Here is a 24,101-nt window from a genome sequence, read left to right as displayed (position 1 = left end):
CTTGGCATGGAAGTCGTAACGGTTTCGAACCGTGCTCGCAAGCGCAGCGAAGTGCAGCCCTGACGGTGCGGCGGCACCGTGTCCGTGCCGCCTTGCACCGTTCGCATATGCACCATGCGCCATACGCTTAGGCCGCGTCGGCGGCCTTCGTCTGGTCGGCGATGCGGGCCAGGGACTCGTCCTTGCCGAGCACTTCCAGCACGTCGAAAATGCCCGGAGAGGTGGTGCGCCCGGTCATCGCGGCGCGCAGCGGCTGGGCGATGGCGCCGAGCTTCACGCCCTTCGCCTCGGCCACATGGCGCACCGCGGCCTCGGTGCCGGCGGCGGTCCATTCCCCGAGCTCGGCGAGGCTGGAAGCGGTGGCGGCCAGCAGCCGGCGCGTCTCGTCGGTGAGCAGCGCGGCGGCCTTGGGCTCCATCTCAAAGGGGCGCGACTTCCAGATATAAGCGGCGCTGTCGATTAGCTCGACCAGCGTCCTGGCGCGCTCCTTGAGCCCCGGCATGGCGGCGCGGAGCTGGGCGCGCTTTTCCGCCGTCAGGGCGGCGGCGATCTCGGCGCCGTTCGGCAGGTGCGGCAGAAGCTGGTCGATGGCCGCCATCAGCTCGTCGTCCGGCGTCGAGCGCATGTACAGGCCGTTGATGCTCTCCAGCTTGGCGAAGTCGAAGCGCGCGGCGGAGCGGCCGACATGGTCGAGATCGAACAGCCTGCTCATCTCGTCGGTCGAGAAGATCTCCTGGTCGCCATGGCTCCAGCCGAGCCGCACCAGATAGTTGCGCAGCGCGGCGGGCAGGTAGCCCATGGCGCGGTAGGCGTCGACGCCGAGCGCGCCGTGGCGCTTGGAGAGCTTGGCGCCGTCCGGACCGTGGATCAGCGGGATGTGCGCCATCTTCGGCACGCTCCACCCCAGCGCATGGTAGATCTGCGTCTGGCGCGCAGCATTGGTGAGATGGTCGTCGCCGCGGATGATGTGGGTGACGCCCATGTCGTGGTCGTCCACCACCACCGAGAGCATGTAGGTGGGCGTGCCGTCCGAGCGCAGCAGTACGAGGTCGTCGAGCTCCTTGTTCTGGAACACGACGCGGCCCTGGACCAGATCCTCGATTACGGTCTCGCCCTCGACCGGCGCCTTCAGGCGGATGGCGGGCTTTGCCCCCTCGGGTGCCTCGGCGGCGTCGCGGTCGCGCCAGCGCCCGTCATAGCGCGGGGGGCGGCCTTCCTTGCGGGCGGTGTCGCGCATTTCCTCCAGCTCGGCGGCGGTCGCGTAGCAGGGATAGGCGCGTCCGTCCCGCAGCATCTGCTCCACCGCCTCGCGGTGCCGCTCGGCGCGGGCGAACTGGTAGATGACGTCGCCCGACCAGTCGATGCCGAGCCATTTCAGCCCGTCGATGATGGCCTCGATCGCCTCCGGCGTGGAGCGCTGGCGGTCGGTGTCCTCGATGCGCAGCAGCATTCGGCCGCCCTTGGCCCGGGCATAGAGCCAGTTGAACAGCGCGGTGCGCGCCCCGCCGATGTGCAGGAAGCCGGTGGGCGAGGGGGCGAAGCGGGTGACGACGGTCTCGGACATGTCTCTCGTCTCGCGCGCGGTGATCGGCGAGGGATCTCGCCGGGGAACGGGTCGGCATGGCGGGCGCGGACGGTGCGTGTACCATAGGTCTGTGACGGGGGAAAAGGCGCCGCGCCCGGCAGGCGTGCGAGGCGCGACGACGTGACGGGGCATGGGGACGGGGAGCGGGTCGGAAGAGGGAACGGAAGAGGGAACGGCCGGGCGGGCGCGCCCCGGGCGCGCGCGGGCGCTCGCCGTCGCCTCCGCGCCTCGCATCCCCGCGCTCACGGCCGCCGGTACCGCGCCGGGCCTGCCGTGGCTGCGGCTGCTGGGCGGGCAGGCGGTCGCCCAATGGGTGCTGCGCGAGCTCGACGACCGCCGCGGCTTCCTGTTCCTGCCCGTCGCCTTCGCCACCGGCATCGCGCTGTATTTCGGCGCGGCGCACGAGCCGTGGGCCTATGGCGGGCTGGTGCCGGCGGGGCTGTTCGGCGTGTTCGCCGTGCTTGCCCGCGCCCGGCCCTTCGCCTTTCACCTGTGCGTGCTGCTGGCGACCATCGCCGCCGGCTTCGCCGTCGCGAGCCTGCAGGCGCGGCGGATCGCCCATCCGGTGCTGGCGCGCACTCTCCAGGCGGTGGAGGTGAGCGGCTTCGTGGAGGCCGAGGAACGCCGTTCGCGCGGGAGCCGCATCACGCTGCGGGTGACCCATCTCGGCCGCGAGATCGCCGATCCGCCCGAGCGGGTGCGGGTGAGCCTCGCCTCGGGCGATCCGCCGCCGGTTGGCGCCCATGTGCGCCTGCGCGCGACGCTCGGGCCGCCGCCGGGGCCGGCCTATCCGGGCGGGTTCGACTTCGGCCGCGCGATCTGGTTCGAGGGCATCGGCGCCACGGGCTACGCGCTCGGCAAGGTGCAGCTCGTGCCCGGCCCCGAGCCGCCCGCGGGGCTCGCCTTCGCCGCCTGGCTGGAGCGCAGCCGCGAGGCGATCGCCGGGCGCATCCGCGCGGTGCTGTCGGGCGGGCAGGGAGGGATCGCGGTGGCGCTGGTCACCGGGCTGCGCGACGGCGTGCCGGAGACCGTCGAGGAGAACATGCGCGTCTCCGGCCTGTCGCACATCCTCTCGATCTCAGGGCTGCACATGGCGCTGGTGGCGATGACGGTGTTCTTCCTCGCCCGCGCCCTGCTGGCGCTGCCGCCCGAGCTGGCGCTGCGCTACCCGATCAAGAGCTGGGCCGCGGTGCCGGCGCTGTTCGCCGCCACCTACTACCTGCTGCTCTCCGGCGCGCACGTACCGACGCAGCGCTCCTATGTGATGACGCTGCTGGTCCTGCTCGGCGTGATGATCGGCCGGCCGGCGCTGACGCTGCGCACGCTGGCGATCGCGGCGCTGGTGGTGATGGTGCTCACGCCCTGGGCGATCCTCGACCCCGGCGCGCAGATGTCGTTCGCCGCGACGCTGGCGCTGGTGGCGGCCTATGAGAGGTGGGGCCAGCGGCTGATGGCGCCTTCGGGCACGACGGCGCGGCGCTGGACGCTGCGGCCGGTGCGCTATGTCGCGGCGCTGGCGCTGACCTCGCTGGTGGCGGGGCTCGCCACCGCGCCCTTTGCCGCCTTTCATTTCCAGCGCCTCGCCCCGCTGAGCCTGCTCGCCAACCTCGCCGCCATGCCGGTGGTGTCGTTCATCGTCATGCCGATGGGGCTGCTCGGCTCGATGCTTATGCCGTTCGGCTGGGACGGTCCGGCCTGGCGGGCGATGGGCTGGGGTCTCGACCTGATGATCGGCATCGCGGATTCGGTCGCGGCGCTGCCGGGCGCGGATCGCGGCATCGCCACCATGCCGATGGCGAGCCTCATCCTTCTCAGCCTCGCCCTGACCTGCCTGTGCCTGCTACGCACGCGGCTCGTCCTCGCAGCGCCGCTGCTGGCCGGTGCCGGGGTCTGCGTCTTCCTGCTGGCGCGGCCGCTGGACCTCTACGTCGATTCCCGCGCCCGCACCGTGGCTGTGCGCGGGCCGGACGGGGCGCTGTCGCTGATGGGCAGCCCCTCGACGCGGATCGCCCAGCGCTTCGAGGTGGCGCCGTGGCTGAGCGCCGAGGGCGTGCGCACCGTGTCCGCCGCCGATCTGACGCAGGCCGCCCGCTGCGACGCGCAGGGCTGCACGCTGACGGGTCCCGATGGGGCCCTCGTCGCCTACTCGCGCGAGCGCGGCTCGCTCGCCGAGGACTGCCTGCGGGCCGAACTCGTGGTCACGCCCTTCGAGCCGCCAGCGGACTGCGCGGCGACGGTGATCCATGTCGATGCGTGGCACCAGCTCGGCGGCCTGGCGGCGACGCGGATGGGGCCGGGAGAATGGCGCCTTTCCGTGGCGCGTCCCGGCGGGGAAACGCGGCCCTGGCTGCCGCCATCGCCGGAGGTCGGGCAGATTCTGCTCGCGCCCACGCGGGGTGTCGATCCGGCGGCGCGGTCTCCCGGGAAGGGTGCATCGGCCGAGCCGGTCGCGGCCGGCCGAGCCAGTGCCGAAAGCGAGTCGGAAGATGGGGGCGACGCCCGCGATGGCGAGCCGGACGATGACGAGCAACGGGAATGACGGCCGCGCGCGATAAATGCCTGCGGAGGCGGGCCCGCTGAGAGGCCCCCGAGGGATGCCTATTGAGCGCCGATGTGTCGCCACTGGCCAGCGCTTACCGAGACAATCGACTGAGCGGCGCACGAGGCGAGGGCGAAGGATCGTCGCCAGACGGGTTCGACTCCACGGTGCCCGCAGCGCTGTCTTGTTGCCACCTCCCGAGGCCAGGCTGCCGCGGGAGACAAGGCTCGCCGGAGGGCATGTCTATCGCCCTCGTTCGCGACGTTGCGCGTCTCGCCGAGGGATCGGCTCAGAGCAATGGCGCCGAAAAGCACAACCCTTCCGGCGACCCGCAACATTCCAGCCAGCCGGCTCGAGCAGTTCGGGGCTCCACCAGTGAGCTCGGGCACATCCGCCCATCAGCTCTGGTACGTCACCCAGTCACAAATGCCGCTTCCAAGCCGGCTAGCCAACGCGGCCCGCCGATGCCGCTCGTCAACGCAACCCGCCGGAGGCACATCCCGCCGCCGCGGCCCGCCGCCGCGGCCCGCCGGCGCGAAGCGCCCTCAGTAGCGCCGGAAAAGCCCTACCAATCGTCCCTGGATGCGAACGCGGTCGGGGCCGAAGATTCGGGTCTCGTAGGCCGGGTTGGCCGCTTCCAGCGCGATCGAATCGCCCTTGCGGCGCAGCCGCTTCAGCGTCGCTTCCTCGTCGTCGATCAGCGCGACGACGATGTCGCCCGTATTGGCGGTGTCCATCCGCCGGATGAGCGCGAGGTCGCCGTCGAGGATGCCCGCCTCGACCATCGAATCGCCGCGCACCTCGAGCGCAAAATGCTCGCCGCCCGCGATCATCTCCGGCGGCATGGAGATGGTGTGGTCGCGCGACTGGATTGCGGAGATCGGCGTGCCGGCGGCGATGCGGCCCATGACCGGGATCGGCACCGAGCGCGACGCGCCATCGTCGCTCGCCGCGGGGCGGGCGCGCCCGAGGCTGCCCTCGATCACGTTGGGCGCGAAGGCGCGCGAGGCCCGTGGCGGCTGCGAATCCTCCGGCAGGCGCAGCACTTCCAGCGCCCGCGCCCGGTTGGGCAGGCGGCGGATGAAGCCGCGTTCCTCAAGCGCCGTGATGAGACGATGGATGCCGGACTTGGACCTCAGGTCCAGTGCTTCCTTCATCTCCTCGAAGGAAGGCGGAACGCCGTCCTGCTTGAGGCGGTCATTGATGAAGCGAAGCAGCTCGTGCTGTTTGCGAGTGAGCATCGATGCCTTCCGTCCGCGCGCCGCAATGAAAACAAATCACGAACAAACACTATCCGTTCTTTTTGTGTTCCACAATCGGTAAATGGATCGCTAATCCGGCACCGTGGAAACGCGGTTTCCTGCTCCTGTATGCAATGGCCTATGTGCTGCTCAAGTGTTATGCATGAGGCCGGGAGCACAGGAAGGACGATACATTGATCGGCACCATCGCGGACATCGTCGCGGCCCACCGTTCCGGGGCGGCGCGGCCGGCGGAAACGGTTGCGCGCTGCTTCGAGCTCATCGAGCGCCATGGCGATCCGGCAATCTTCACCACGCTCAGCACGCCGCAGGCAATCGCGGCGGCGCTGCGGGCTCTGGAGGGGATCGATCCGGCCGGCCTGCCGCTTTATGGCGTGCCGTTCGCCGTGAAGGACAATATCGACGTCGCCGGCCTGCCGACCACCTGCGCCTGCCCGGACTATGCCTATGACGCGACCCGCGATGCGAGCTGCGTGACGCGGCTGCGCCGGGCCGGGGCGATCGTCATCGGCAAGACCAATCTCGACCAGTTCGCCACCGGGCTGAACGGGACGCGTTCGCCCTACGGCACGCCGCGCAATGCCATGCGGGCGGACCTCGTGCCGGGCGGGTCGAGCTCGGGCTCGGCGGTGGCGGTGGCGGCGGGGCTGGTGCCGTTCGCGCTCGGCACCGACACGGCGGGCTCCGGGCGCGTTCCCGCCGGGCTCAACAATATCGTCGGGCTCAAGCCCAGCCTCGGCCTCGTCTCGACCAGCGGCGTCGTGCCGGCCTGCCGCTCCCTCGACTGCGTATCGGTGTTCGCGTTGTCGGTCGAGGAAGCGTTTGCGGTGTTGCGCGCGGCGGGCGGGTCGGACGAGGCGGACCCCTATTCGCGTGCGCTGCCGATCGGCATGCCGGGGGACTTTCCCGCCCGTCCGCGCATCGCGGTGCCGCGCCGCGCGGATCTGGTCAGCTTCGGCGACCGGCTGGCCGAGCGGGCCTTCGCCGCCGCCGTCGCCCGCATGGAGCGGCTGGGCGCCGAGGTCGAGGAGATCGACATGGCGCCGTTCCACGACACGGCGAAGCTGCTCTATGAGGGCCCCTGGGTCGCCGAGCGCCTCGCCGCGGTGGGCGCGTTCCTGGAATCTCGGCCGGCCGCGTTCCATCCCGTGATACGCTCCATCGTCGAGCAGGGACGGGGCCTCACGGCAGTGGACGCGTTCCGCGGCCAGTACCGGCTCGCCGAGCTGAAGGTGCAGGCGCGCGAGGCGCTGGCCGGTTTCGACGCGCTGATGGTGCCAACCATGCCGACCGTTTACACGGTCGAGCAGATGCTGGCCGAGCCGGTGCGCTACAACAGCAATCTCGGCGTCTACACCAATTTCGTGAACCTGCTCGACATGTGCGCCCTGTCCGTGCCGGCGGAGATCCGGCCCGACGACGCGCCGGCGGGGGTGACGCTGCTGGCGCCGGCGGGGCGCGACGCGCATCTCGCCGCGCTGGGCTCCGGCTTCCACGCCGATACCGGCCTGACCATGGGAGCGACCGGCCGGCGGCTGGGACCGCGCCCGCAGGCGAGGCCGCGTCCGGCGCCGGGCTTTCTCGAGCTGGCGCTGTTCGGCGCGCATCTCTCCGGCCTGCCGCTCAACGGGGATCTCGTGGCGGCCGGCGGCGTGTTCCTGCGCAATGCGCGCACCAGCGCCGACTACCGGCTCCATCTCCTGCCGGAAGGGCGGGTGCGCCGGCCCGGGCTGGTGCGTGGCCGTCCGGGCTCCGGTGCGCCGATCGCCTGCGAGGTCTGGGCGCTGCCCGCCGAAGCGTTCGGCCGGCTGGTCGCCGCCATCCCCGCGCCGCTCGGCGTCGGGTCGGTGATGCTGGACGACGGCACGGAGGTGAAGGGCTTCCTCATGGAGGCGGCAGCGGCGGCCAATGCGCGCGACATCACGGCCTTCGGCGGCTGGCGGGGATTCCTCGCCGCCGAGGAGGAACGGCGCGAGAGCCACGCCGTCGGTGGCTGAGAGATATCCGGATTATCGTATCAGATCAGACGCTTTGTGCGTATTGCTCATAAGCGTCGTGAACGATGGCGATGTGGCTGCGCATGGCGGCGATCGCCCCTTCGCGGTCGCCGCGCAGGATCGCCGTCACCACCCGGTCGTGCTCGGTGTGCGACAGGCCGAGGCGCCCGAGCGCGCGGAACTGCGCCCGGCGGAAGGGTGACAGGCGCCGGCGGGTGCCGAGGGTGATCTCGATCAGATAGTCGTTGTGGCTGCCGTCATAGATGGTGGTGTGGAACTGGTCGTTCGCCTCGCGATAGGCGTTGAAGTCGCCCTGGCGCATCAGCTCGCCCATGGCATCGTGCAGCTTCACGAGTGCGCGGCGCTCGGGCGGCGTCATCTGCAGCGCCGAGAGGCCGGCGCACAGGCCCTCCAGCTCGGCCATGACGTCGAACATGTTCTGCAGGCGCTCGACGCTGGGGCGCGCCACCACCGCGCCTCGATGCGGGCGGGCATCCACGAGGCCTGAGGCGGTGAGCTCGCGCAGCGCCTCGCGCACCGGGGTGCGGGAGACGCCGAAGCGGGTGGCGAGGGCGGTCTCGTCGAGCGTGGTGCCGGGCGGCAGCAGGCCGCGCGTGATCTCGTCGGCGAGCTGCATGCGCAGGCTCTCGGCGCGGGTCACGCGCCCACGACCGGCCTTCGCGGAGAGCATCGGGTCAGCGGGAAAGCGAACGGAAACCACGGACATGAGCGACAGGGTACCCGGCAATGCAGCGAGTCGCTGCCGCGAAAGTGCCGCAGCGCCCGATCTTTAGCACGATGAGCGAACAAAATCCGCAAATCGCCGACCGTGCCTTGATATCGCTCACGCCTCTATCGATTCACTCGTCGACGAGGCTCACCTCGTCGATCACGCTCACATGGGCGGCGACCACCTTCCAGCCGCCGGGAGTGCGCATCCAGCTCTGCATCTGCCGACCGACCTTGCCGGGTGCCGTGTCGCGCCGGAACAGCGTGGCGGCCACCGCGAAGTCGCGGCCATAGGTGGTGATCTCGGTGCGCTCGAGCCGGCGCATGAGTCCGGCCGGCGAGCGGGCGGCGCGGAAGGCGCGGATCGCGCCGATGCCGTAGAGGTTTTCCCCGCCGCCATAGCGGATGGTCGTGTCCGACTCGAAGAACAGGTCGTCGAGTGCTTCGACGTCGTTGGTGACGAGGGCCTGCTCGTAGCGGTCGAAGGCGGCGCGCACCTCGGCGAGCACGTCCGGCAGGTTGATGTCCATCGGCGAAGTCCTTTCCTGCGCCGGCCGGCATCGGCACCTGCGGCGAGCACGCAGCACACAGGGTGCAGGCAGTGCGGTCAATCCTCGAGCGGGAGAATCTGGCACGGCTCGCCGGCCAGGGCGGCGGGCGCGTTCGGGGGGCGCACGAGCAGCACGTCGGCGCGGGCGAGCACGCGCAGCATCGAACTGTCCTGCACCGGCACCGGGCGCACGACGGGCACGCCATCCTCCTCGCCGACGATGGCCGCGCGCATGAAGTCCATGCGGTGGTCATTGGCCTTGAGGTCGACACCAAGCCGGGCAGCCTTCAGGGCCGGCTTCGGCGCGACGGCCTCGCCCTGCAGCGCCCGCAGCAGCGGCACGAGGAAGAGAAGCGCGCAGACATGGGCGGAGACCGGGTTTCCCGGCAGCCCGACCACCAGCGTGCCGGCGGACGAGCGGCCGAACATCAGCGGCTTGCCGGGGCGCAGCGCGATCTTGTGCACGGCGAGCTCGACGCCCTGCGCGGTCAGTGCCGGGGCGACGAGGTCGTGGTCGCCGACAGAGGCGCCGCCGGTCGTCACCAGAACGTCGATCCCGCTCGCCAGCGCCGCGTGCACGCCTTCCTGCGTCGCCGCCATGGTGTCGGGCAGGATGCCGAGATCGGCCACCTCGGCGCCGGCCCGGCGGGCGAGGGCGCCGACCGAATAGATGTTGGACAGGATGACGTTGTGCGCCGCCGCGCCCGCGCCCGGCCGCACCAACTCGTCGCCGGTGGAAAGGAGGCCGACGCGCGGCCGGCGGATGACCGCCAGCTCGGCGACGTCGGCGGAGGCGGCGAGGGCGAGGTCGCGGGCGCGCAGGCGATGGCCGGCCGGAAGCAGCGTGTCGCCGGTCGCGAAGTCGCCGCCGGCGCGGCGGATATGCCGTCCGATGGTCGCGGCCTCGGTGACGGTGACCGCGTCGCCTTCGCGCTTCGTGTCTTCCTGGATCACGACGGCGTCGGCGCCCTCGGGCATCACCGCGCCGGTGAAGATGCGCACCGCCGAGCCCGGCGTCACCGTGCCGGCGAATGGGCGCCCGGCGGCGGATTCGCCGGTCACGCGCAGCACGGCGTCGAGCGTCGCGTCGCCCGCGCGAACGGCGTAGCCGTCCATGGCCGAGACGTCGGCGCCGGGCGTGGTGCGGCGGGCAATCACCGGGGCGGCAAGCACGCGCCCGTCGGCGGCTTCGAGCGCGACGGATTCGCTGCCGAGAAGCTCGGCGGCGGAAAGCAGGCGCTGCAGCGCCTCCTCGACCGGCATCAGTGCCTTCATGCCGCGATCCTCACGCCGACATCCTCACGCCGCCTGCCAGTGGCCGGAACGGCCGCCGTCCTTCTCGACGAGACGGATCGCCTCGATGCGCATGCCGCGATCGACCGCCTTGGCCATGTCGTAGATGGTGAGGCACGCGACCGAGACGGCGGTCAGCGCCTCCATCTCGACGCCGGTCTGGCCGGTCGTGCGGACCGTCGCCCGCACCTTGAGGCCCGGCAGGCCGGCATCGGGCTCGATCTCGACCGCGACCTTGGACAGCAGCAGCGCGTGGCAAAGCGGGATCAGCTCATGGGTGCGCTTGGCCGCCATGATGCCGGCGAGGCGGGCAGTGCCGATCACGTCGCCCTTCTTGGCGTTGCCGCTCTCGATCAGCGCGAGCGTCGCCTCTTCCATTACGACGCGGCCCTCGGCGACGGCGATGCGGTCCGTGACGGCCTTGTCGCCGACATCGACCATGTTCGCCGCGCCGCTGGGGTCGATATGGGAGAGGGCCGGGCGCTCCTCGCTCATGACGCGCGCCTTCCTCAGCCCGCCGCGCGGGCGAGCGGAGCCGCCGCCAGCAGTTCGGCGGTCGCCGCCGCTACGTCGGGCTGGCGCATCAGGCTCTCGCCCACGAGCACGGTGCGGATGTCGACACGCGCGAGGCGCGCGACGTCGTCCGGCGTGAAGATGCCGCTCTCGCCGACGATCACCCGCTCGGCCGGGACACGCGGGGCGAGGCGCTCGGAGGTCTCCAGCGTCACCTCGAAAGTCCGCAGGTTGCGGTTGTTGATGCCGATCATCCGGCCCGGCAGGGCGAGGGCGCGGTCGAGCTCGGCATCGTCATGCACCTCGACCAGTGCGTCCATGCCGAGGCCCCCGGCGGTCTCGATCAGGTCACGCGCCAGCGCGTCGTCGACCGAGGCCATGATGACGAGGATGCAGTCCGCGCCCCACGCCCGAGCCTCGAATACCTGATAGGTGTCGTGCATGAAGTCCTTGCGCAGCGCCGGCAGCGCGCAGGCGGCACGGGCGCGGGTGAGGAATTCCGGCGCGCCCTGGAAGGAGGGACCGTCGGTGAGCACGGAGAGGCAGGCCGCACCGCCCGCCTCATAGGCGCGCGCATGGGCCGGGGGATCGAAGTCCGGCCGGATCAGCCCCTTGGACGGGCTCGCCTTCTTGATCTCGGCGATCAGCGCGGTGGCGCCGGAGGCGATGCGCGCCTCGATCGCAGCGAGGAAGCCGCGCGGCGCATCGGCCTGCTCGGCGCGCGCGCGGATCTCGGCCGGCGGGACGGCGCGCTTGGCGGCGGCGATCTCCTCCAGCTTGTAGGCCTCGATGCGCTTTAGAATGTCGGCCATATGCGCCTCCCTCACTCCGCGATCGCGGAGACGGCGACGAGGCGGTCGAGCGCCGCCTCGGCATGGCCGCCCCTGAGGCTGGTGCGGGCGATCTCCAGCGCGTCGCCGAGCGTGTCGGCCTTGCCGGCGACCACCAGCGCGGCGGCGGCGTTCATCAGCGCGACGTCGGCATAGGCGCTGGGCTGGCCGGCGAGGACGGCGCGCAGCGCCGCCGCGTTCGCCGTGCCGTCGCCGCCCTTCAGCGCGGCGGAGGTGGCGCGTTCGAAGCCGAATTCCTCGGGCGTGATCTCGAAGCTGCGGATCTCCCCATCCACCAGCTCGGCGACATGGGTCGGGCCGGTGGTGGTGATCTCGTCGAGCCCGTCCGAGCCGTGCACCACCCAGGCGCGGGTCGAGCCGAGCGAGCGCAGCACCTGGGCGATCGGCTCGACCCAGTTGCGCGAGAACACGCCGACCATCTGGCGGGTGACGCCGGCCGGGTTCGACAGCGGGCCGAGCAGGTTGAAGATGGTGCGCGTGCCGAGCTCCACGCGGGTGGGGCCGACATGCTTCATCGCCGGGTGGTGGGCGGGCGCGAACATGAAGCCGATGCCCGCCTCGGCGATGCAGCGCGCGATCTGCTCGGGCGTCAGGTCGAGCCGGACGCCGAGCGCCATCAGCACGTCCGCCGCGCCGGACTTGGAGGACAGCGCGCGGTTGCCGTGCTTGGCGACCGGCACGCCGGCGCCGGCGACGATGAAGGCGGCGCAGGTGGAGATGTTGTAGGAACCGGAGGCGTCGCCGCCCGTGCCCACCACGTCGACCGCGCCTTCCGGCGCTTCCACCCGCAGCATCTTGGCGCGCATGGTGGTGACCGCGCCGGCGATCTCCTCCACGTCCTCGCCGCGCACGCGCAGGCCCATGAGGATGGCGCCGATCTGCGAGGGCGTCGCCTCGCCCGACATCATCACGTCGAAGGCGAACGCCGCCTCGGCCCGGGTCAGCGTGGCGCCGGTGGCGATCTTGCCGATGACGGCCTTCAGGTTTTCCATGCTCTCCCCGCGTTGCTTCAGGCGGCCCGCGAGCGACGCGGGCCGGAGTTCCACGCCCGCGCCAGGTCGAGGAAGTTCTTCAGGATGGTGTGCCCGTGCTCGGAGGCGATGCTCTCGGGGTGGAACTGCACCCCATGCACCGGCAGCTCCTTGTGCGACAGGCCCATGATCAGCCCATCCTCGGTCTCGGCGGTGATGCCGAGCGACGAGGGCAGTGTCTCGCGCCGGACGATGAGCGAGTGGTAGCGCGTCGCCTTGAACGGGCCGTTGATGCCGCGGAACACGCCCTCGCCGCGGTGGCGCACCTCCGACAGCTTGCCGTGGAGAGGCAGCGGCGCGCGGATCACCTCGCCGCCGAACACCTGGCCGATCGCCTGGTGGCCGAGGCAGACGCCGAACACCGGCACGCCCTCGCCGGCGGCGCGGCCGATCAGTTCGAGGCAGATCCCCGCCTCGTTCGGCGTGGCGGGGCCGGGGGAGATGACGATCGCCTCGGGCTGGAGCGCCAGCGCCTCGTCGGCGGTGAGGGTGTCGTTGCGACGCACGTCCACCTCGGCGCCGAGTCCGCCGATATAGTGGACGAGGTTCCAGGTGAAGCTGTCGTAATTGTCGACGAGAAGGATCATCGCGCGTCCATCCGCCGGTCTTGGGCCGGCATGAAAAGCTCTAGGGTGTTGACCGGCGCCGGGTCAAGCCGCGTGCTCGGATCGAGCGGGCCTGCCTCGCGCCGGGCGGCGAGGGGAGTGTCGCCGGCTTCACCATCGCTCGTGGCGCGCGCGCTCCATGCTCACTGCCCCCGCGCCGCCCGGGCGGCGAAGCGCACCGCTTCCTCGCCGGCGCGGAACAGCGCCTTGGCCTTGTTGACGCATTCCTGCAGCTCGCTCTCCGGCACCGAGTCGTAGACGATGCCGGCGCCGGCCTGCACGTGCATCTGGCCGTCCTTCACGACGGCGGTGCGCAGCACGATGCAGGTGTCCATCTCGCCGTCGGCGCCGAAATAGCCGATGGCGCCGGCATAGATGCCGCGCTTGTCGCGCTCCAGCTCGTCGATGATCTCCATCGCCCGCACCTTGGGCGCGCCCGAGACCGTGCCGGCCGGGAAGCCGGCGGCGAGCGCGTCCAGCGCGTCGCGGCGCGGGTCGAGGTCGCCCTCGACGTTGGAGACGATGTGCATCACCTGGCTGTAGCGCTCGATGAGGAAACTGTCGGTGACGTGCACCGAGCCGATTGTCGAGACCCGGCCGACGTCGTTGCGCCCGAGGTCGAGCAGCATCAGGTGCTCGGCGCGCTCCTTGGGGTCGGCGAGGAGCTCGTCCTCCAGCGCCTTGTCCTCATGGGGCGTGGCGCCGCGCCGGCGGGTGCCGGCGATCGGGCGGATGGTGACGGTGTCGCCGCGCAGCCGCACCAGGATCTCCGGGCTGGAGCACACGATCGCGAAGCCGCCGAAGTTGAAATAGACCAGGAACGGCGCCGGGTTGATGCGCCGCAGCGCCCGGTAGAGCGAGAACGGCGGCAGGGTGAAGGGTGCGTCGAAGCGCTGGGACAGCACCACCTGGAAGATGTCGCCGGCGCGGATGTACTCCTTCGCCCGCTCCACCATCGCCCGGTAGGTCTCCGGCGCGGTGTTGGAGACCGGCGCCACCGCCTCGTGGAAGGCGTCCTCCGGCGGCAGGTTGGGCAGCGCGCTGTCGAGCGCGGCGACCACCACCTCCAGCCGCTCGCGCGCGGTCTCGTAGGCGGCGAGGGCGCCCACGCCCTCCTGCGGGCGCACCGGCGTCACCACGGTGATCTCGTCGCGTACCGCGTCGAACACCACCATCACGGTGGGGCGCACGAAGATGGCGTCGGGCACGCCGAAGATGTCGGGCTTGGCCTGCGGCAGGCGCTCCATCTGCCGCACCATGTCGTAGCCGAGATAGCCGAACACGCCCGCCGCCATGGGCGGGGCGCCGGCCGGCAGGTGGATGCGCGATTCCGCCACCAGCTTGCGCAGCGAGACCAGCGGCTTGTCGGGGCAGGGCTCGAAGCCGTCCGGCGCGAGGCAGTCCGGGAACCGGGCCGCCTCGCGGTTGATCTCGGCGCGGTCGCCCTGGCAGCGCCAGATGACGTCCGGCTCGATGCCGATCATCGAGTAGCGCCCGCGCGTGGCGCCGCCCTCGACCGATTCGAGCAGGAAGCTGTTCGGCTTCTCGCCGGCGATCTTGAGGAAGGCTGAGACCGGGGTCTCGAGGTCGGCGATCAGCGTGGTCGTGACCACCTGGGCCTCGCCGCGCTCATAGGCGGCGGCGAAGTCCGCGACGTCGGGATGGGGATGCATGGATGCGGATCCTCAGTCGACCGCGTCCGCGCCGACGATCTGGTCGAGCGCCGTCCGGTTGATGCGCGCGCCGAGCTCGGACTGGAGCGCGACCAGATATTCGGTCATCAGGTCGTTCTCCATGCCCTGCCGGATGTCGCTCACCAGCTTCTCGTCCGGCTTGGCGCCGGCCGGGATGTCGACGTTGAGCACCTTGAACAGGATCCGGCTGTCGCCACCCTCGGCCATGGCGCTGCCGACATCGCCCTTGGGCGTGTCGAACACGGCGTCGAGGATCTCCTGCGGGATGCCGTCGGCGGCGCGCCCGCGCTTCAGCCCGTTGGCGGCGCGCAGCTCCAGCCCAGCATCGGTCACCGCGATGTCGAACGAGGTGCCGGCGGCCACCTTGGCCTTGATGTCCTCGACCTTCTTGTCGAGCTCTTCGGCGGTCTTGTCGTCCTTCCAGCGCTCCAGCACCAGGGGCTTGGCCTGCTCGAAGGTGCGGTCCGCCGGCGGGGTCACCGAATCCACCACGTACCAGACGTAGCCGCCCGGCTGGCCGCTCGGCTGGGCACCGGGCTGGGCAGCGTTCTGCGGCAGGCGGATGGGGTCGTTGTCCGCGCCGACATCGGCGGCGAAGGCGCCGCGCAGCACCTCGGCCCGGCCGGGGATGGAGGCGACCGGCTGGTTGTCCGGCGTGCGGCCATCCGCGTCGGTCTCGATGGTGACGAGCGGCACGCCGATCTTCGACGCGATCTCGGAGAGCTGGGCGCCGCTGGCGCGGTCGTCCTCGATGTCGTCATATTTCAGCCCAACCGCGCGGGCGGCGGCATCCATCTGCAGCTTGGCGCGGATCTGGTCGGCGACCTCGGACAGCGGCTGGATGTTGGACGGGGTGATGGTGCCGACATGGACGATCACCGGGCCGAAGCGGCCCTCGATCACGCCGCTGGTGCCATCGGCCGGCAGCGCGAAGGCGGCGTCGGCGATGGCCGGGTCGACGATGTCGGTCTTGGCGACAGTGCCGATATCGATGTCCTTGGCCGACAGCTTGCGCTCGGCGGCGATGTCGGCGAACGACGTGCCGGCCTCGATCCGCGCTGCAGCGGCCTTGGCCTCGTCCTCGTTGGGGAACACGATCTGCTGGACGTCGCGGCGCTCGGGCGTGCCGTAGCTCGCGAGGTTGGCGTCGTAGTCCGCCTTGACCTCGGCGTCGGTCACCTTCTGGGCGGCGACCAGCGCCTGCGGGGTCAGCGCCAGCACCTCGATCTTGCGGAATTCGGGCGCCTTGAACGCCACCTTGCGCTTGTCGAAGAAGGCCTGCAGGTCGGCGTCGCTGGGGGCGGCGAGCGCCGGCAGCGAAGCCTTGGTCAGCATGGCGTAATTGACCGAGCGTTCCTCGTTCTGGTAGCGCGCGACCGCGTCCTTCATCACCTGCGGCACCTCGATGCCGCCGCCGAGCGACTGGATGAGCTGCTGGCGCAGGGCGAAGCGGCGCTCGGTGTCGACGAAGCGGGCCTCGGTGAAGTTGTTGGCGCGCAGCAGGCGGTCGAAATAGGCCGGGTCGAACGCGCCGGACGGGCCGAAATAGGCCGGGTTCTCCTGCACGCGGCGGGCGATCTCCGAATCCGACAGGGCGAGGCCGAGCCGGTTCGCCTCGTCGTCGAGGGCGGCCTCGGCGAGGCGCTCGTTCAGCACCTGGTCGGGAATGCCGAGCGCGCGCGCCTGGTCCGGCGAGATCCCGCGCTTGAGCTGCTGGCTGAGGCGCTGCAGGCGATCCTGATAGATCTGGCGGAACTCGGGCACGGTGATTTCCGTATCCCCGATGGTGGCCAGCGTCTGGCTGCCGAATCCGCGGAACACATCGGCGATGCCCCACACGCCGAAGCTCACGATAAGGAGGGCCATGAGGATCTTGGCGATGAGTCCGGAAGCGCTCTTGCGCAGAGTCTGCAGCATCTTGGTTCTCGTTGGCGGGCGCCGAAAAGGGGCAGGCGCGCGAAAGGCGCGCATCATAGGGAGGGCTCTTTCAGGCTGCAATGTCGCATCTGCGGCCATTTGCCCGTGCCGTTCGGGTCTGTTACGCGAGGGCAGCCTGTTTGAGGTGTTGATTGACGTATTTGAGGTGAAGGAGCGCTTAGCAGCATGACGACGCGTCGCCCCCTGGTCGCCGGCAATTGGAAGATGAACGGCCTGAAGGCCTCCGTCCCGGAATTCCGACGTATCGTGGAGGGCTATGACGCCGCTCTTCGCGCCCGCACCGATCTCATGGTCTGCCCGCCGGCGACGCTGCTCGCCGGCTTCGCCGCCGCCGAGCCCGGCTCCCCGGTCGGCCTCGCGGGCCAGGACTGCCATCCCGCCGCGAGCGGGGCGCATACGGGCGACATCTCGGCCGAAATGCTCGCCGACGCCGGCGCGGGAGCGGTGATCGTCGGTCATTCCGAGCGCCGCGCCGACCATGGCGAGAGCGACGAGCTGGTGCGGGCCAAGGCGGAGGCCGCGCGCCGGGCGGGCCTCCTCGCCATCATCTGCGTCGGCGAGACGCGCGAGGTGCGCGAGGCGGGCCGGGCGCTCGACGTGGTGCGCGGCCAGCTCGCCGGCTCGGTGCCGGATGGGGCAGACGGCGAGAACACCGTCATCGCCTATGAGCCGGTCTGGGCGATCGGCACCGGCCTCACCCCGACCATCGACGAGATTGCCGAGATGCACGGCGCCATGCGTGCGCACCTCAAGGAGCGCTTCGGCGGGCAGGCCGACCGGATTCGCCTGCTCTATGGCGGCTCGGTGAAGCCGGAGAATGCTGGGGAAATTCTCGCCGCTGCCGATGTCGACGGCGCGCTGGTGGGCGGGGCGAGCCTCGAGGCGACGTCTTTTCTTAGCATCGCGCGCGCCTATCTCTAGGGCCCGACCGGGGACGTACGCACGGCGCCGCGCCCGGGTGCTGGAAACGCCGGACGCAATCGTGTAGGAACGCGCCCGACATTTGCGGCGGGCCGGGCCGACCCGCCGCCTATTCCTTGAAGGCATAAGATGCAGACCGTAATCATCGTCATCCATCTCATGGTGGTGCTCGCCCTCATCGGCGTGGTGCTGATCCAGCGCTCCGAGGGCGGCGGGCTCGGCATCGGCGGTGGTGGCGGCGGAGGCGGCGGCTTCTTCAGCGCGCGCGGCACGGCCAACGTGCTGACCCGCGCGACCGCGATCCTCGCCGCGCTGTTCTTCATCACCAGCCTTTCGCTGACCATTCTGGCCGGCTGGGGGCGCGGGCCTTCGACCATTTTCAACACGCCCGCCGCTACCACGCCGGCAGGCACGCCCGCCTCGCCCAGCGCTCCCGCGCCGGGTGGCAGCGTGCTCGACCAGCTCAAGGGCGCGCAGCCCGCACCCACGGCGCCGGCCGCGCCGCAGGTTCCGCAGTCGCAGTGATCGCGCGCGGCTTACGAGCCGCGTCGAGCTTACCCACAGGCGAGAGTCCGCTCTGATCGCGCGGGCTCTCGTCGAATCGTTTTTTTGCAGTTAGAAACCGAATTCCATGGCGCGCTATATTTTCATCACCGGCGGCGTCGTGTCCTCGCTCGGCAAGGGCCTCGCTTCCGCCGCTCTCGGTGCATTGTTGCAGGCCCGTGGTTACAAGACCCGGCTGCGCAAACTCGACCCCTACCTCAACGTCGATCCGGGGACGATGAGCCCCTATCAGCACGGCGAGGTTTTCGTCACCGACGACGGGGCCGAGACCGATCTCGACCTCGGCCACTACGAGCGCTTCACCGGCCGTCCCGCGACCAAGCAGGACAACATAACGACCGGGCGCATCTATCAGGACATCCTCGCCAAGGAGCGGCGCGGCGACTATCTCGGCGCCACCATCCAGGTGATCCCGCACGTCACCAACGCCATCAAGGACTTCGTCCTGTCCGGCAACGAAGGCTACGACTTCGTGCTGGTGGAGATCGGCGGCACGGTGGGCGACATCGAGGCGATGCCGTTCCTGGAATCGATCCGCCAGATCGGCAACGAGCTGCCGCGCAAGCACTGCATCTACGTCCACCTGACGCTGCTGCCCTTCATTCCCTCCGCCGGGGAGCTGAAGACCAAGCCGACGCAGCACTCGGTGAAGGAGCTGCGCTCGATCGGCATCGCGCCGGACATCCTGCTCTGTCGCACCGACCGTGAGATTCCGCGCGAGGAGCGCCGCAAGCTCGGCCTGTTCTGCAACGTGCGCGAAAGCGCGGTGATCGAGGCGCGCGACGCCGACAACATCTACGCCGTGCCGTCCGCCTATCACGAGGCGGGGCTGGATACCGAGGTGCTGGCCGCGTTCGGCATCGAGCCGGCGCCGGAGCCGGACCTGACGCGCTGGAAGCGGGTCGAGGCGGGCATCCGCAACCCGGAAGGGGCGGTGACCATCGCCATCGTCGGCAAGTACACCGGCATGAAGGACGCCTACAAATCGCTCATCGAGGCGCTGGCCCATGGCGGGCTCGCCAACAATGTGCGGGTCAATCTCGACTGGATCGAGAGCGAGATCTTCGAGCGCGAGGATCCCGCCCCGTTCCTCGAGCATGTGCACGGTATCCTGGTTCCGGGCGGGTTCGGCCAGCGCGGCGCGGAGGGCAAGATCCGTGCGGCGCAGTTCGCGCGCGAGCGGCAGGTACCCTATCTCGGCATCTGCTTCGGCATGCAGATGGCGGTGATCGAGGCGACGCGGAACCTTGCCGGCGTGACGGACGCCAACTCGACCGAGTTCGGCCCGACCACCGAGCCGGTCGTCGGCCTGCTCACCGAGTGGCTGCGCGGCAACGAGCTGGAAAAGCGCGGTATCGGCGGCGATCTCGGCGGCACGATGCGGCTCGGCGCCTATCCCGCCGCGCTTGCCGACGGCAGTCGGGTGGCGGAAATCTACGGCTCGACCAAGATTTCCGAGCGCCATCGCCACCGCTACGAGGTCAATCTCGGCTATCGTGAGCGGCTCGAGGCCTGCGGCATGCGGTTCTCCGGCATGTCGCCGGATGGGCTGCTGCCGGAGATCATCGAATATCCGGACCACCCGTGGTTCGTCGGCGTGCAGTTCCATCCGGAGCTGAAGTCGCGTCCGTTCGAGCCGCATCCGCTGTTCGCCTCCTTCGTGGGCGCCGCCGCGGTGCAGAGCCGGCTGTTCTGACTTCCCCGTCTGGCCCCAGGAGGCGCCGTTGATTCGCGGTCTCGATCACGTCGTGCATGTGGTGCGAGACCTCGAAGCCGCGGGCGCGTCCTATGGCGCGCTCGGCTTCACGGTCGGCGCGCGGAACCGGCATCCGTGGGGCACCCACAACCGGCTGGTCCAGCTTCCCGGCTTCTTCATCGAGATGTTGGAGATCGCCGAGCCCGCCGCCATTCCCCCGCACGGGGAGGGACGCTTCTCCTTCGGCGCCTTCAACCGCGACTTTCTGGCCGAGGTCGGTCAAGGGCCGTCCATGCTGGTGCTGGAGGGCCGCGATCCGCTGGCGGAGAAGGAAGTGTTCGACCTTGCCGGCTTCGGCGGGTTCGAGATCTTCGACTTCGCCCGCCGGGGTACGCGGCCCGACGGATCGGAGGTCGAGGTCGCCTTTTCGCTGACCTTCGCGCGCGATCCGGCCGCGCCCCGTGCCGGCTTCTTCACCTGCCTGCAGCGCTACCCGGAGAATTTCTGGGCGCCGGCGCTCCAGCGCCATGCGAACGGGGCGAGCGGTATCGCCGGTGTGGTGCTGACGGCGGCCGAACCCGCCGCCCATGCCGCCTTCCTCTCGGCCTTCCTCGGCACCGATCCGCGCCGCGCCGTGGACGGCTGGTATGTCGCCCATACGCCCCGCGGCGACGTCGAGGTGATGAGCCCCGAACTCTATGCCGAGCGCTTCGGCGTGGCCGCGCCGGTCGACGCCACGCTCCGCCTCGCGGCGCTGCGTTTTGCCGTCGCCGATGCGGGAGCGGTCCGTGCGTCCGCTTCGGCGATGGAGCCGATGGAGGGCGTGACGGTGGTGGGGCCGGAGGACGCGTTCGGCGCGGCGCTGGTGTTCGAGACCGTCTCCTAAGGCCGGGTCAGCCGCGCGGGATCGACGAAACAAAAAGGCCCGGAACAGGTTCCGGGCCTTTTCTCATGTCGGTTGTCGAAGCGGCGGCGCCGGAGGCGCTCAGGAACGCACCTTCTCCGGGATCGGCGCCTCGCTCGCCCCGATGCGGCCCGGCAGCAGGGCACGCGCCCGCTCGCGCATGGCCAGCCAGGGCTCCACGGCGTTGAGCGACGAGCCTTCCAGCCAGCCGATCACGGCGGCGGAGAGGAAGGGCAGGCTCTGGACCGCCAGCGCGAAGGCGAACAGGTTCACCTCAACCACCGCGTGCCAGTTGGTCATGCGCAGGCCGATGGCCGAGAGCAGCAGCCCGCCGCCGATGATCGCCTCCGGCAGGGCCGGGAAGGCGCGGGCGGCGCCGGCGAGCCAGCTTCCCTTGGCCGTGCGGGCAAAGCCGAGGTCCTTGTAGCGGAAGCTGTCATAGACCGCCTTGGCGACGGTGAACTGCACCGCCATCGCCGCGAAGGCCGCGCCGAGCATGCGCACCGGCGTGGTGGCGACGCGCAGCCGGTACAGCGCGATGAAGTGCAGGATGTAGATGCCGAAGCAGAACAGGATCGGCATGGTGAGGATGCGCTGCGGCACGGCGATGCCGAGGCCGAGCACGACCGGCACCCACAGCAGGCTGAGGATCGCCACCAGCGCGCCGATGCTCTCCGAGCCGAGCCAGCTCACCCAGCCGATGGCGAATTCGCGGCGCTGGGCGGAAGTGAGGCGCGTGCCGGCATTCGGCAGCATGCGGCGCCAGTGCTTCTTGACGATCTGCATGCCGCCATAGGCCCAGCGGTGGCGCTGCTTCTTGAACGAGGCGAAGTCGTCCGGCAGCAGGCCCCAGCCATAGCGGGTGTTGGTGTAGAGGCTCTTCCAGCCGCGCTCGACGATCGACAGGCCGAGGTCGGTGTCCTCGCAGATCGTGTCGCTCGACCAGTCGCCGGCCTCCATCATGGCGGCGCGACGCATCAGGCACATGGTGCCGTGCACGACGATGGCGTCGTGCTCGTTGCGCTGGACCATGCCGATGTCGAAGAAGCCGGCATATTCGGTGTTCATCGCCTCGTGCATGAGGCTGCGATGGGCATCGCGGTGGTCCTGCGGCGCCTGCACGATACCGACCGTGGGGTCCTCGAAGGCCGGCACAAGGTCGCGCAGCCAGTTCGGATCGACCACGTAGTCGGCGTCGATCACGCCGATGATCTCGGCGTCGGCCGCGGTCTGCTGCATGCCGACGCGCAGCGCGCCCGCCTTGAAGCCCGCGACCTTCGGCAGGTTGACGAACTTGAAGCGGTCGCCGAGCTCGCGGCAATAGGCCTCGATCGGTTCCCAGAAGGCCGGGTCCGGCGTGTTGTTGATGATGACCAGGCACTCGAAGTTCGGCCAGTTCAGCCGCGCGATGCCGTCCAGCGTCTGCTTCAGCATCTCCGGCGGTTCCTTGTAGGCCGGGATGTGGATCGAGACCTTGGGCGCGCGCGGGGGGGCGCCGGGCGCACGGGCGGGCAGGGCGGCGTGCGCCGGGCGCAGCAGCCGCCGCGGGGCGCGGCCGAAGGCGATGGTGGCCAGCTCCTCCACCCGGTGGAGCATGACGATCACCAGCGGTACCAGCAGCAGCAGGCTGATGACGAAGGTCACCTTGTTGCCGCCGACCACGTAATGGGTCAGCCAGTGGTCGGCCACGGTGGCGAGCCAGGCGCCGACGAGATTGCCGGCCCCGACCATCACCAGCGCCTGCGTCAGGGTGAGGCGGGCGAAGCGGAAGACGGGTATCGAGAAGGCGATGCCCAGCAGCAAGGCGATGGCGGCCGTGGCGCCGTAGGTCGAGGGGGCGACCGGGCCGGCGAGCGGGAATTTCAGCTCGCGATTGGCGTCGAGAATGCCCCAGTACTGGCCGACGCTGCCCTCGAAGCTCTTCCACGGCGCGTCGAACGCCTCGATGAGGTTGTACTCGATGCCGAGCGCATCGGCGCGCGAGGCGAAGGTGCGGATGACCTTCGCCTGCTCCAGCTCGCCGGGCATCGCCGCGTCGCGGTTGTAGCCCGCGCTCGGCCAGCCGAACTCGGCGATGACGATGCGCTTGCCGGGATAGGCGGCACGCAGGCGCTCATAGATGTTGATCGCCCGATCGACCACCTGGTCGGCGGGCACGCCCTCCCAGTAGGGCAGGATATGGGCGGCGATGAAGTCGACCGCCGAGACCAGCTCGGGATGGTCGAGCCAGACGTCCCACGTCTCGCCGGTGGTCACCGGGACGTTGGTCTGGCTCTTCACCTTGCGGATGATGTCGATGAGCTCGTCGGGCGTCTTTTCCGCGCGCAGGATCGACTCGTTGCCGACCACGATGGCGTTGACGTTCGAGTTCTTGCGGGCCGCCTCGAGAGCGTTGTCGATCTCGAGCTTGTTGCGCTTCTCGTCCTTGTCGATCCACGCGCCGACCGTGACCTTCAGCCCGTCCTCGGCGGCAAGCCGGGCGACGTGCTCGAGCCCGCCGGTGGAGGCGTAGGTGCGGACCGCCTTCGTATAGGGGGCGACGGCGTCGAGGTCCGAGCGGATCTGCGCGTCCGTCGTGGCCTGGCCCTTATCGGGGTTGGCGTCCCGCCCATAAGGCGCGAACGACATGCTGGCGAAACGATCGGGAATGGCGGGGGCTGTCACCTCCTCCCGCATCGCCAGCCAGATAAAGGCATGCACGGACGTGACTACCGCAACCGCAGCGGCAGCGACACGAACAGCGGGACGCATGAGCACAACCCACAAATAGGAGTGAGGTAACGGGTGATGTATAGTCCAAATTTAACGCAGTTGCAGCACGAACTTGCAGGTGTCGCACATGGCATGAGGGCGCCGCCGGACGGGGCACCTGCGCCTCCGTAACGTCTTGAAGCGGATATTTGTTCCGGTCTGTGGCGCGGGCATGTCGCAGCGTGGGCCGCGACATGATTTCATTGCGCTGCGGGAGCGGCAGGCGCGGGGGGCGGGGGAGCCGGCGCGTCAGGGTTCACCCAGCACGCATGCGCGCGTTCCGACAGGCGCTCGGGCGACTTGGAGTCGATGTTGCCCTGCCGGACCAGGCAGCGGAACGCGATCTTCAGATGTTCCGTCGGGCAGCCGAAGCGCTCGTACAGGTCCATGTGCCGGCGGGCGGTGTCGATGTCGTCGCGCCACAGCAGCATGGTGATGCGCCGCCCGCTCCACACGCATTCGGGCAGGCCGGCATTGCCGGGAAGCTTTGCCGCCTCCGCATATTCCTCGATGGAGCGGCGCTGCGCCTCCTCCTTCGCCTGTTCCTCGGGCGACTTCTGCTCGGCCTGCTTGGGCTCCGAGGAGGAGCCTTGCGCATGGCCGATGGCGGCCGGCGCGGCTGCAAGGACGAGGCCGCCGAGTGCGACGACGGCGAAGGTACGGAGCGGGCTCAACATG

Annotated in this window: 19 protein-coding genes; 6 read left to right on the top strand and 13 right to left on the bottom strand. The window is 70.3% G+C overall.

Translation table 11 applies throughout. From position 1 onward, the window contains the following. Positions 1-127: 127 nt before the first annotated feature. Positions 128-1,564: a glutamate--tRNA ligase gene (gene gltX / locus NVS89_RS18655; protein WP_258734262.1), complete on the bottom strand. Its 1,437-nt coding sequence runs from the start codon at positions 1,562-1,564 to the stop codon at positions 128-130. 151 nt (positions 1,565-1,715) lie between these two features. Between gltX and NVS89_RS18650 the strand changes: the two genes are divergently transcribed. Next, a complete protein-coding gene (locus tag NVS89_RS18650) occupies positions 1,716-4,124 on the top strand; it encodes a ComEC/Rec2 family competence protein (protein WP_258734261.1) in 2,409 nt (802 codons plus the stop codon). Positions 4,125-4,669: 545 nt separating this feature from the next. Here the strand turns inward: NVS89_RS18650 and lexA are convergent. Further along, entirely contained in the window at positions 4,670-5,365 is a 696-nt protein-coding gene (lexA, locus tag NVS89_RS18645) for a transcriptional repressor LexA (RefSeq protein WP_258734260.1), read from the bottom strand. Between the two features lie 194 nt (positions 5,366-5,559). On the opposite strand from lexA, the gene atzF reads away from it, so the two are divergent. After that, positions 5,560-7,383, top strand: coding sequence for an allophanate hydrolase (gene atzF, locus NVS89_RS18640; RefSeq protein WP_258734259.1), 1,824 nt, complete (start codon positions 5,560-5,562; stop codon positions 7,381-7,383). A 25-nt stretch (positions 7,384-7,408) separates the two neighbouring features. Here atzF and NVS89_RS18635 read toward each other — a convergent pair whose 3' ends face one another. From NVS89_RS18635 to NVS89_RS18595, 9 genes are all read right to left on the bottom strand, one after another. Continuing rightward, positions 7,409-8,074: a GntR family transcriptional regulator gene (locus NVS89_RS18635; RefSeq protein ID WP_258734278.1), complete on the bottom strand. Its 666-nt coding sequence runs from the start codon at positions 8,072-8,074 to the stop codon at positions 7,409-7,411. Positions 8,075-8,243: 169 nt separating this feature from the next. After that, entirely contained in the window at positions 8,244-8,642 is a 399-nt protein-coding gene (gene hpxZ, locus NVS89_RS18630) for an oxalurate catabolism protein HpxZ (protein ID WP_258734258.1), read from the bottom strand. A gap of 77 nt (positions 8,643-8,719) precedes the next feature. After that, positions 8,720-9,937, bottom strand: a complete 1,218-nt coding sequence (locus NVS89_RS18625) for a molybdopterin molybdotransferase MoeA (RefSeq protein ID WP_258734257.1) — start codon at positions 9,935-9,937, stop codon at positions 8,720-8,722. 24 nt (positions 9,938-9,961) lie between these two features. Then, a complete protein-coding gene (gene moaC / locus NVS89_RS18620; RefSeq protein ID WP_258734256.1) occupies positions 9,962-10,450 on the bottom strand; it encodes a cyclic pyranopterin monophosphate synthase MoaC in 489 nt (162 codons plus the stop codon). A 14-nt stretch (positions 10,451-10,464) separates the two neighbouring features. Next, positions 10,465-11,280 (bottom strand): indole-3-glycerol phosphate synthase TrpC, encoded by an 816-nt coding sequence (gene trpC / locus NVS89_RS18615; protein ID WP_258734255.1) that lies wholly within the window; start codon positions 11,278-11,280, stop codon positions 10,465-10,467. Between the two features lie 11 nt (positions 11,281-11,291). Beyond that, on the bottom strand, positions 11,292-12,311 hold the full coding sequence (trpD, locus tag NVS89_RS18610) for an anthranilate phosphoribosyltransferase (protein ID WP_258734254.1): 1,020 nt from the start codon (positions 12,309-12,311) through the stop codon (positions 11,292-11,294). A 17-nt stretch (positions 12,312-12,328) separates the two neighbouring features. After that, positions 12,329-12,937 carry an anthranilate synthase component II gene (locus NVS89_RS18605; protein ID WP_258734253.1) on the bottom strand — a complete coding sequence of 203 codons (609 nt, stop codon included), beginning with the start codon at positions 12,935-12,937 and terminating at the stop codon, positions 12,329-12,331. 161 nt (positions 12,938-13,098) lie between these two features. Then, positions 13,099-14,628, bottom strand: coding sequence for an anthranilate synthase component I (trpE, locus tag NVS89_RS18600; RefSeq protein ID WP_258734252.1), 1,530 nt, complete (start codon positions 14,626-14,628; stop codon positions 13,099-13,101). A gap of 12 nt (positions 14,629-14,640) precedes the next feature. After that, positions 14,641-16,566: a SurA N-terminal domain-containing protein gene (locus NVS89_RS18595; RefSeq protein WP_258734251.1), complete on the bottom strand. Its 1,926-nt coding sequence runs from the start codon at positions 16,564-16,566 to the stop codon at positions 14,641-14,643. Positions 16,567-16,752: 186 nt separating this feature from the next. Here NVS89_RS18595 and tpiA point away from each other — a divergent pair, with 186 nt between their 5' ends. The 4 genes from tpiA (at position 16,753) to NVS89_RS18575 (ending at position 20,654) form a co-directional block, all read left to right on the top strand. Then, positions 16,753-17,508, top strand: coding sequence for a triose-phosphate isomerase (gene tpiA / locus NVS89_RS18590; RefSeq protein WP_258734250.1), 756 nt, complete (start codon positions 16,753-16,755; stop codon positions 17,506-17,508). A gap of 129 nt (positions 17,509-17,637) precedes the next feature. Next, complete coding sequence (secG, locus tag NVS89_RS18585; RefSeq protein WP_258734249.1) at positions 17,638-18,033, top strand: preprotein translocase subunit SecG; 396 nt, start codon at positions 17,638-17,640, stop codon at positions 18,031-18,033. Positions 18,034-18,139: 106 nt separating this feature from the next. Beyond that, complete coding sequence (pyrG, locus tag NVS89_RS18580; protein WP_258734248.1) at positions 18,140-19,768, top strand: CTP synthase; 1,629 nt, start codon at positions 18,140-18,142, stop codon at positions 19,766-19,768. 28 nt (positions 19,769-19,796) lie between these two features. Next, positions 19,797-20,654, top strand: coding sequence for a VOC family protein (locus NVS89_RS18575; protein WP_258734247.1), 858 nt, complete (start codon positions 19,797-19,799; stop codon positions 20,652-20,654). A gap of 99 nt (positions 20,655-20,753) precedes the next feature. On the opposite strand, the gene NVS89_RS18570 is transcribed toward NVS89_RS18575, so the two are convergent. Both NVS89_RS18570 and NVS89_RS18565 read right to left on the bottom strand, forming a co-directional pair. Beyond that, the gene (locus NVS89_RS18570; RefSeq protein WP_374114598.1) at positions 20,754-23,423 is read right to left on the bottom strand and encodes a glycosyltransferase; all 2,670 of its coding nucleotides are present in this window, start codon (positions 23,421-23,423) and stop codon (positions 20,754-20,756) included. 200 nt (positions 23,424-23,623) lie between these two features. Further along, positions 23,624-24,100 (bottom strand): hypothetical protein, encoded by a 477-nt coding sequence (locus NVS89_RS18565; RefSeq protein ID WP_258734245.1) that lies wholly within the window; start codon positions 24,098-24,100, stop codon positions 23,624-23,626. Between the last annotated feature and the right edge of the window lies 1 nt (position 24,101).

The sequence above is a fragment of the Ancylobacter mangrovi genome, from assembly GCF_024752355.1.
Lineage (GTDB): Bacteria > Pseudomonadota > Alphaproteobacteria > Rhizobiales > Xanthobacteraceae > Ancylobacter > Ancylobacter mangrovi.
The sequence above is the reverse complement of the archived record's forward strand: the minus strand, read 5'-3'. Positions and strand labels throughout refer to the sequence as shown.

What these genes read in the sequence shown, in the direction of transcription:
- trpD (WP_258734254.1), bottom strand. Translation starts at nt 12,311, where the DNA reads ATGGAAAACCTGAAGGCCGTCATCGGCAAGATCGCCACCGGCGCCACG.
- moaC (WP_258734256.1), bottom strand. Translation starts at nt 10,450, where the DNA reads ATGAGCGAGGAGCGCCCGGCCCTCTCCCATATCGACCCCAGCGGCGCG.
- tpiA (WP_258734250.1), top strand. Translation starts at nt 16,753, where the DNA reads ATGACGACGCGTCGCCCCCTGGTCGCCGGCAATTGGAAGATGAACGGC.
- trpE (WP_258734252.1), bottom strand. Translation starts at nt 14,628, where the DNA reads ATGCATCCCCATCCCGACGTCGCGGACTTCGCCGCCGCCTATGAGCGC.
- pyrG (WP_258734248.1), top strand. Translation starts at nt 18,140, where the DNA reads ATGGCGCGCTATATTTTCATCACCGGCGGCGTCGTGTCCTCGCTCGGC.
- lexA (WP_258734260.1), bottom strand. Translation starts at nt 5,365, where the DNA reads ATGCTCACTCGCAAACAGCACGAGCTGCTTCGCTTCATCAATGACCGC.
- NVS89_RS18605 (WP_258734253.1), bottom strand. Translation starts at nt 12,937, where the DNA reads ATGATCCTTCTCGTCGACAATTACGACAGCTTCACCTGGAACCTCGTC.
- NVS89_RS18650 (WP_258734261.1), top strand. Translation starts at nt 1,716, where the DNA reads ATGGGGACGGGGAGCGGGTCGGAAGAGGGAACGGAAGAGGGAACGGCC.
- hpxZ (WP_258734258.1), bottom strand. Translation starts at nt 8,642, where the DNA reads ATGGACATCAACCTGCCGGACGTGCTCGCCGAGGTGCGCGCCGCCTTC.
- NVS89_RS18570 (WP_374114598.1), bottom strand. Translation starts at nt 23,423, where the DNA reads ATGCGTCCCGCTGTTCGTGTCGCTGCCGCTGCGGTTGCGGTAGTCACG.
- NVS89_RS18635 (WP_258734278.1), bottom strand. Translation starts at nt 8,074, where the DNA reads ATGCTCTCCGCGAAGGCCGGTCGTGGGCGCGTGACCCGCGCCGAGAGC.
- secG (WP_258734249.1), top strand. Translation starts at nt 17,638, where the DNA reads ATGCAGACCGTAATCATCGTCATCCATCTCATGGTGGTGCTCGCCCTC.
- trpC (WP_258734255.1), bottom strand. Translation starts at nt 11,280, where the DNA reads ATGGCCGACATTCTAAAGCGCATCGAGGCCTACAAGCTGGAGGAGATC.
- gltX (WP_258734262.1), bottom strand. Translation starts at nt 1,564, where the DNA reads ATGTCCGAGACCGTCGTCACCCGCTTCGCCCCCTCGCCCACCGGCTTC.
- NVS89_RS18595 (WP_258734251.1), bottom strand. Translation starts at nt 16,566, where the DNA reads ATGCTGCAGACTCTGCGCAAGAGCGCTTCCGGACTCATCGCCAAGATC.
- NVS89_RS18625 (WP_258734257.1), bottom strand. Translation starts at nt 9,937, where the DNA reads ATGAAGGCACTGATGCCGGTCGAGGAGGCGCTGCAGCGCCTGCTTTCC.
- NVS89_RS18565 (WP_258734245.1), bottom strand. Translation starts at nt 24,100, where the DNA reads ATGTTGAGCCCGCTCCGTACCTTCGCCGTCGTCGCACTCGGCGGCCTC.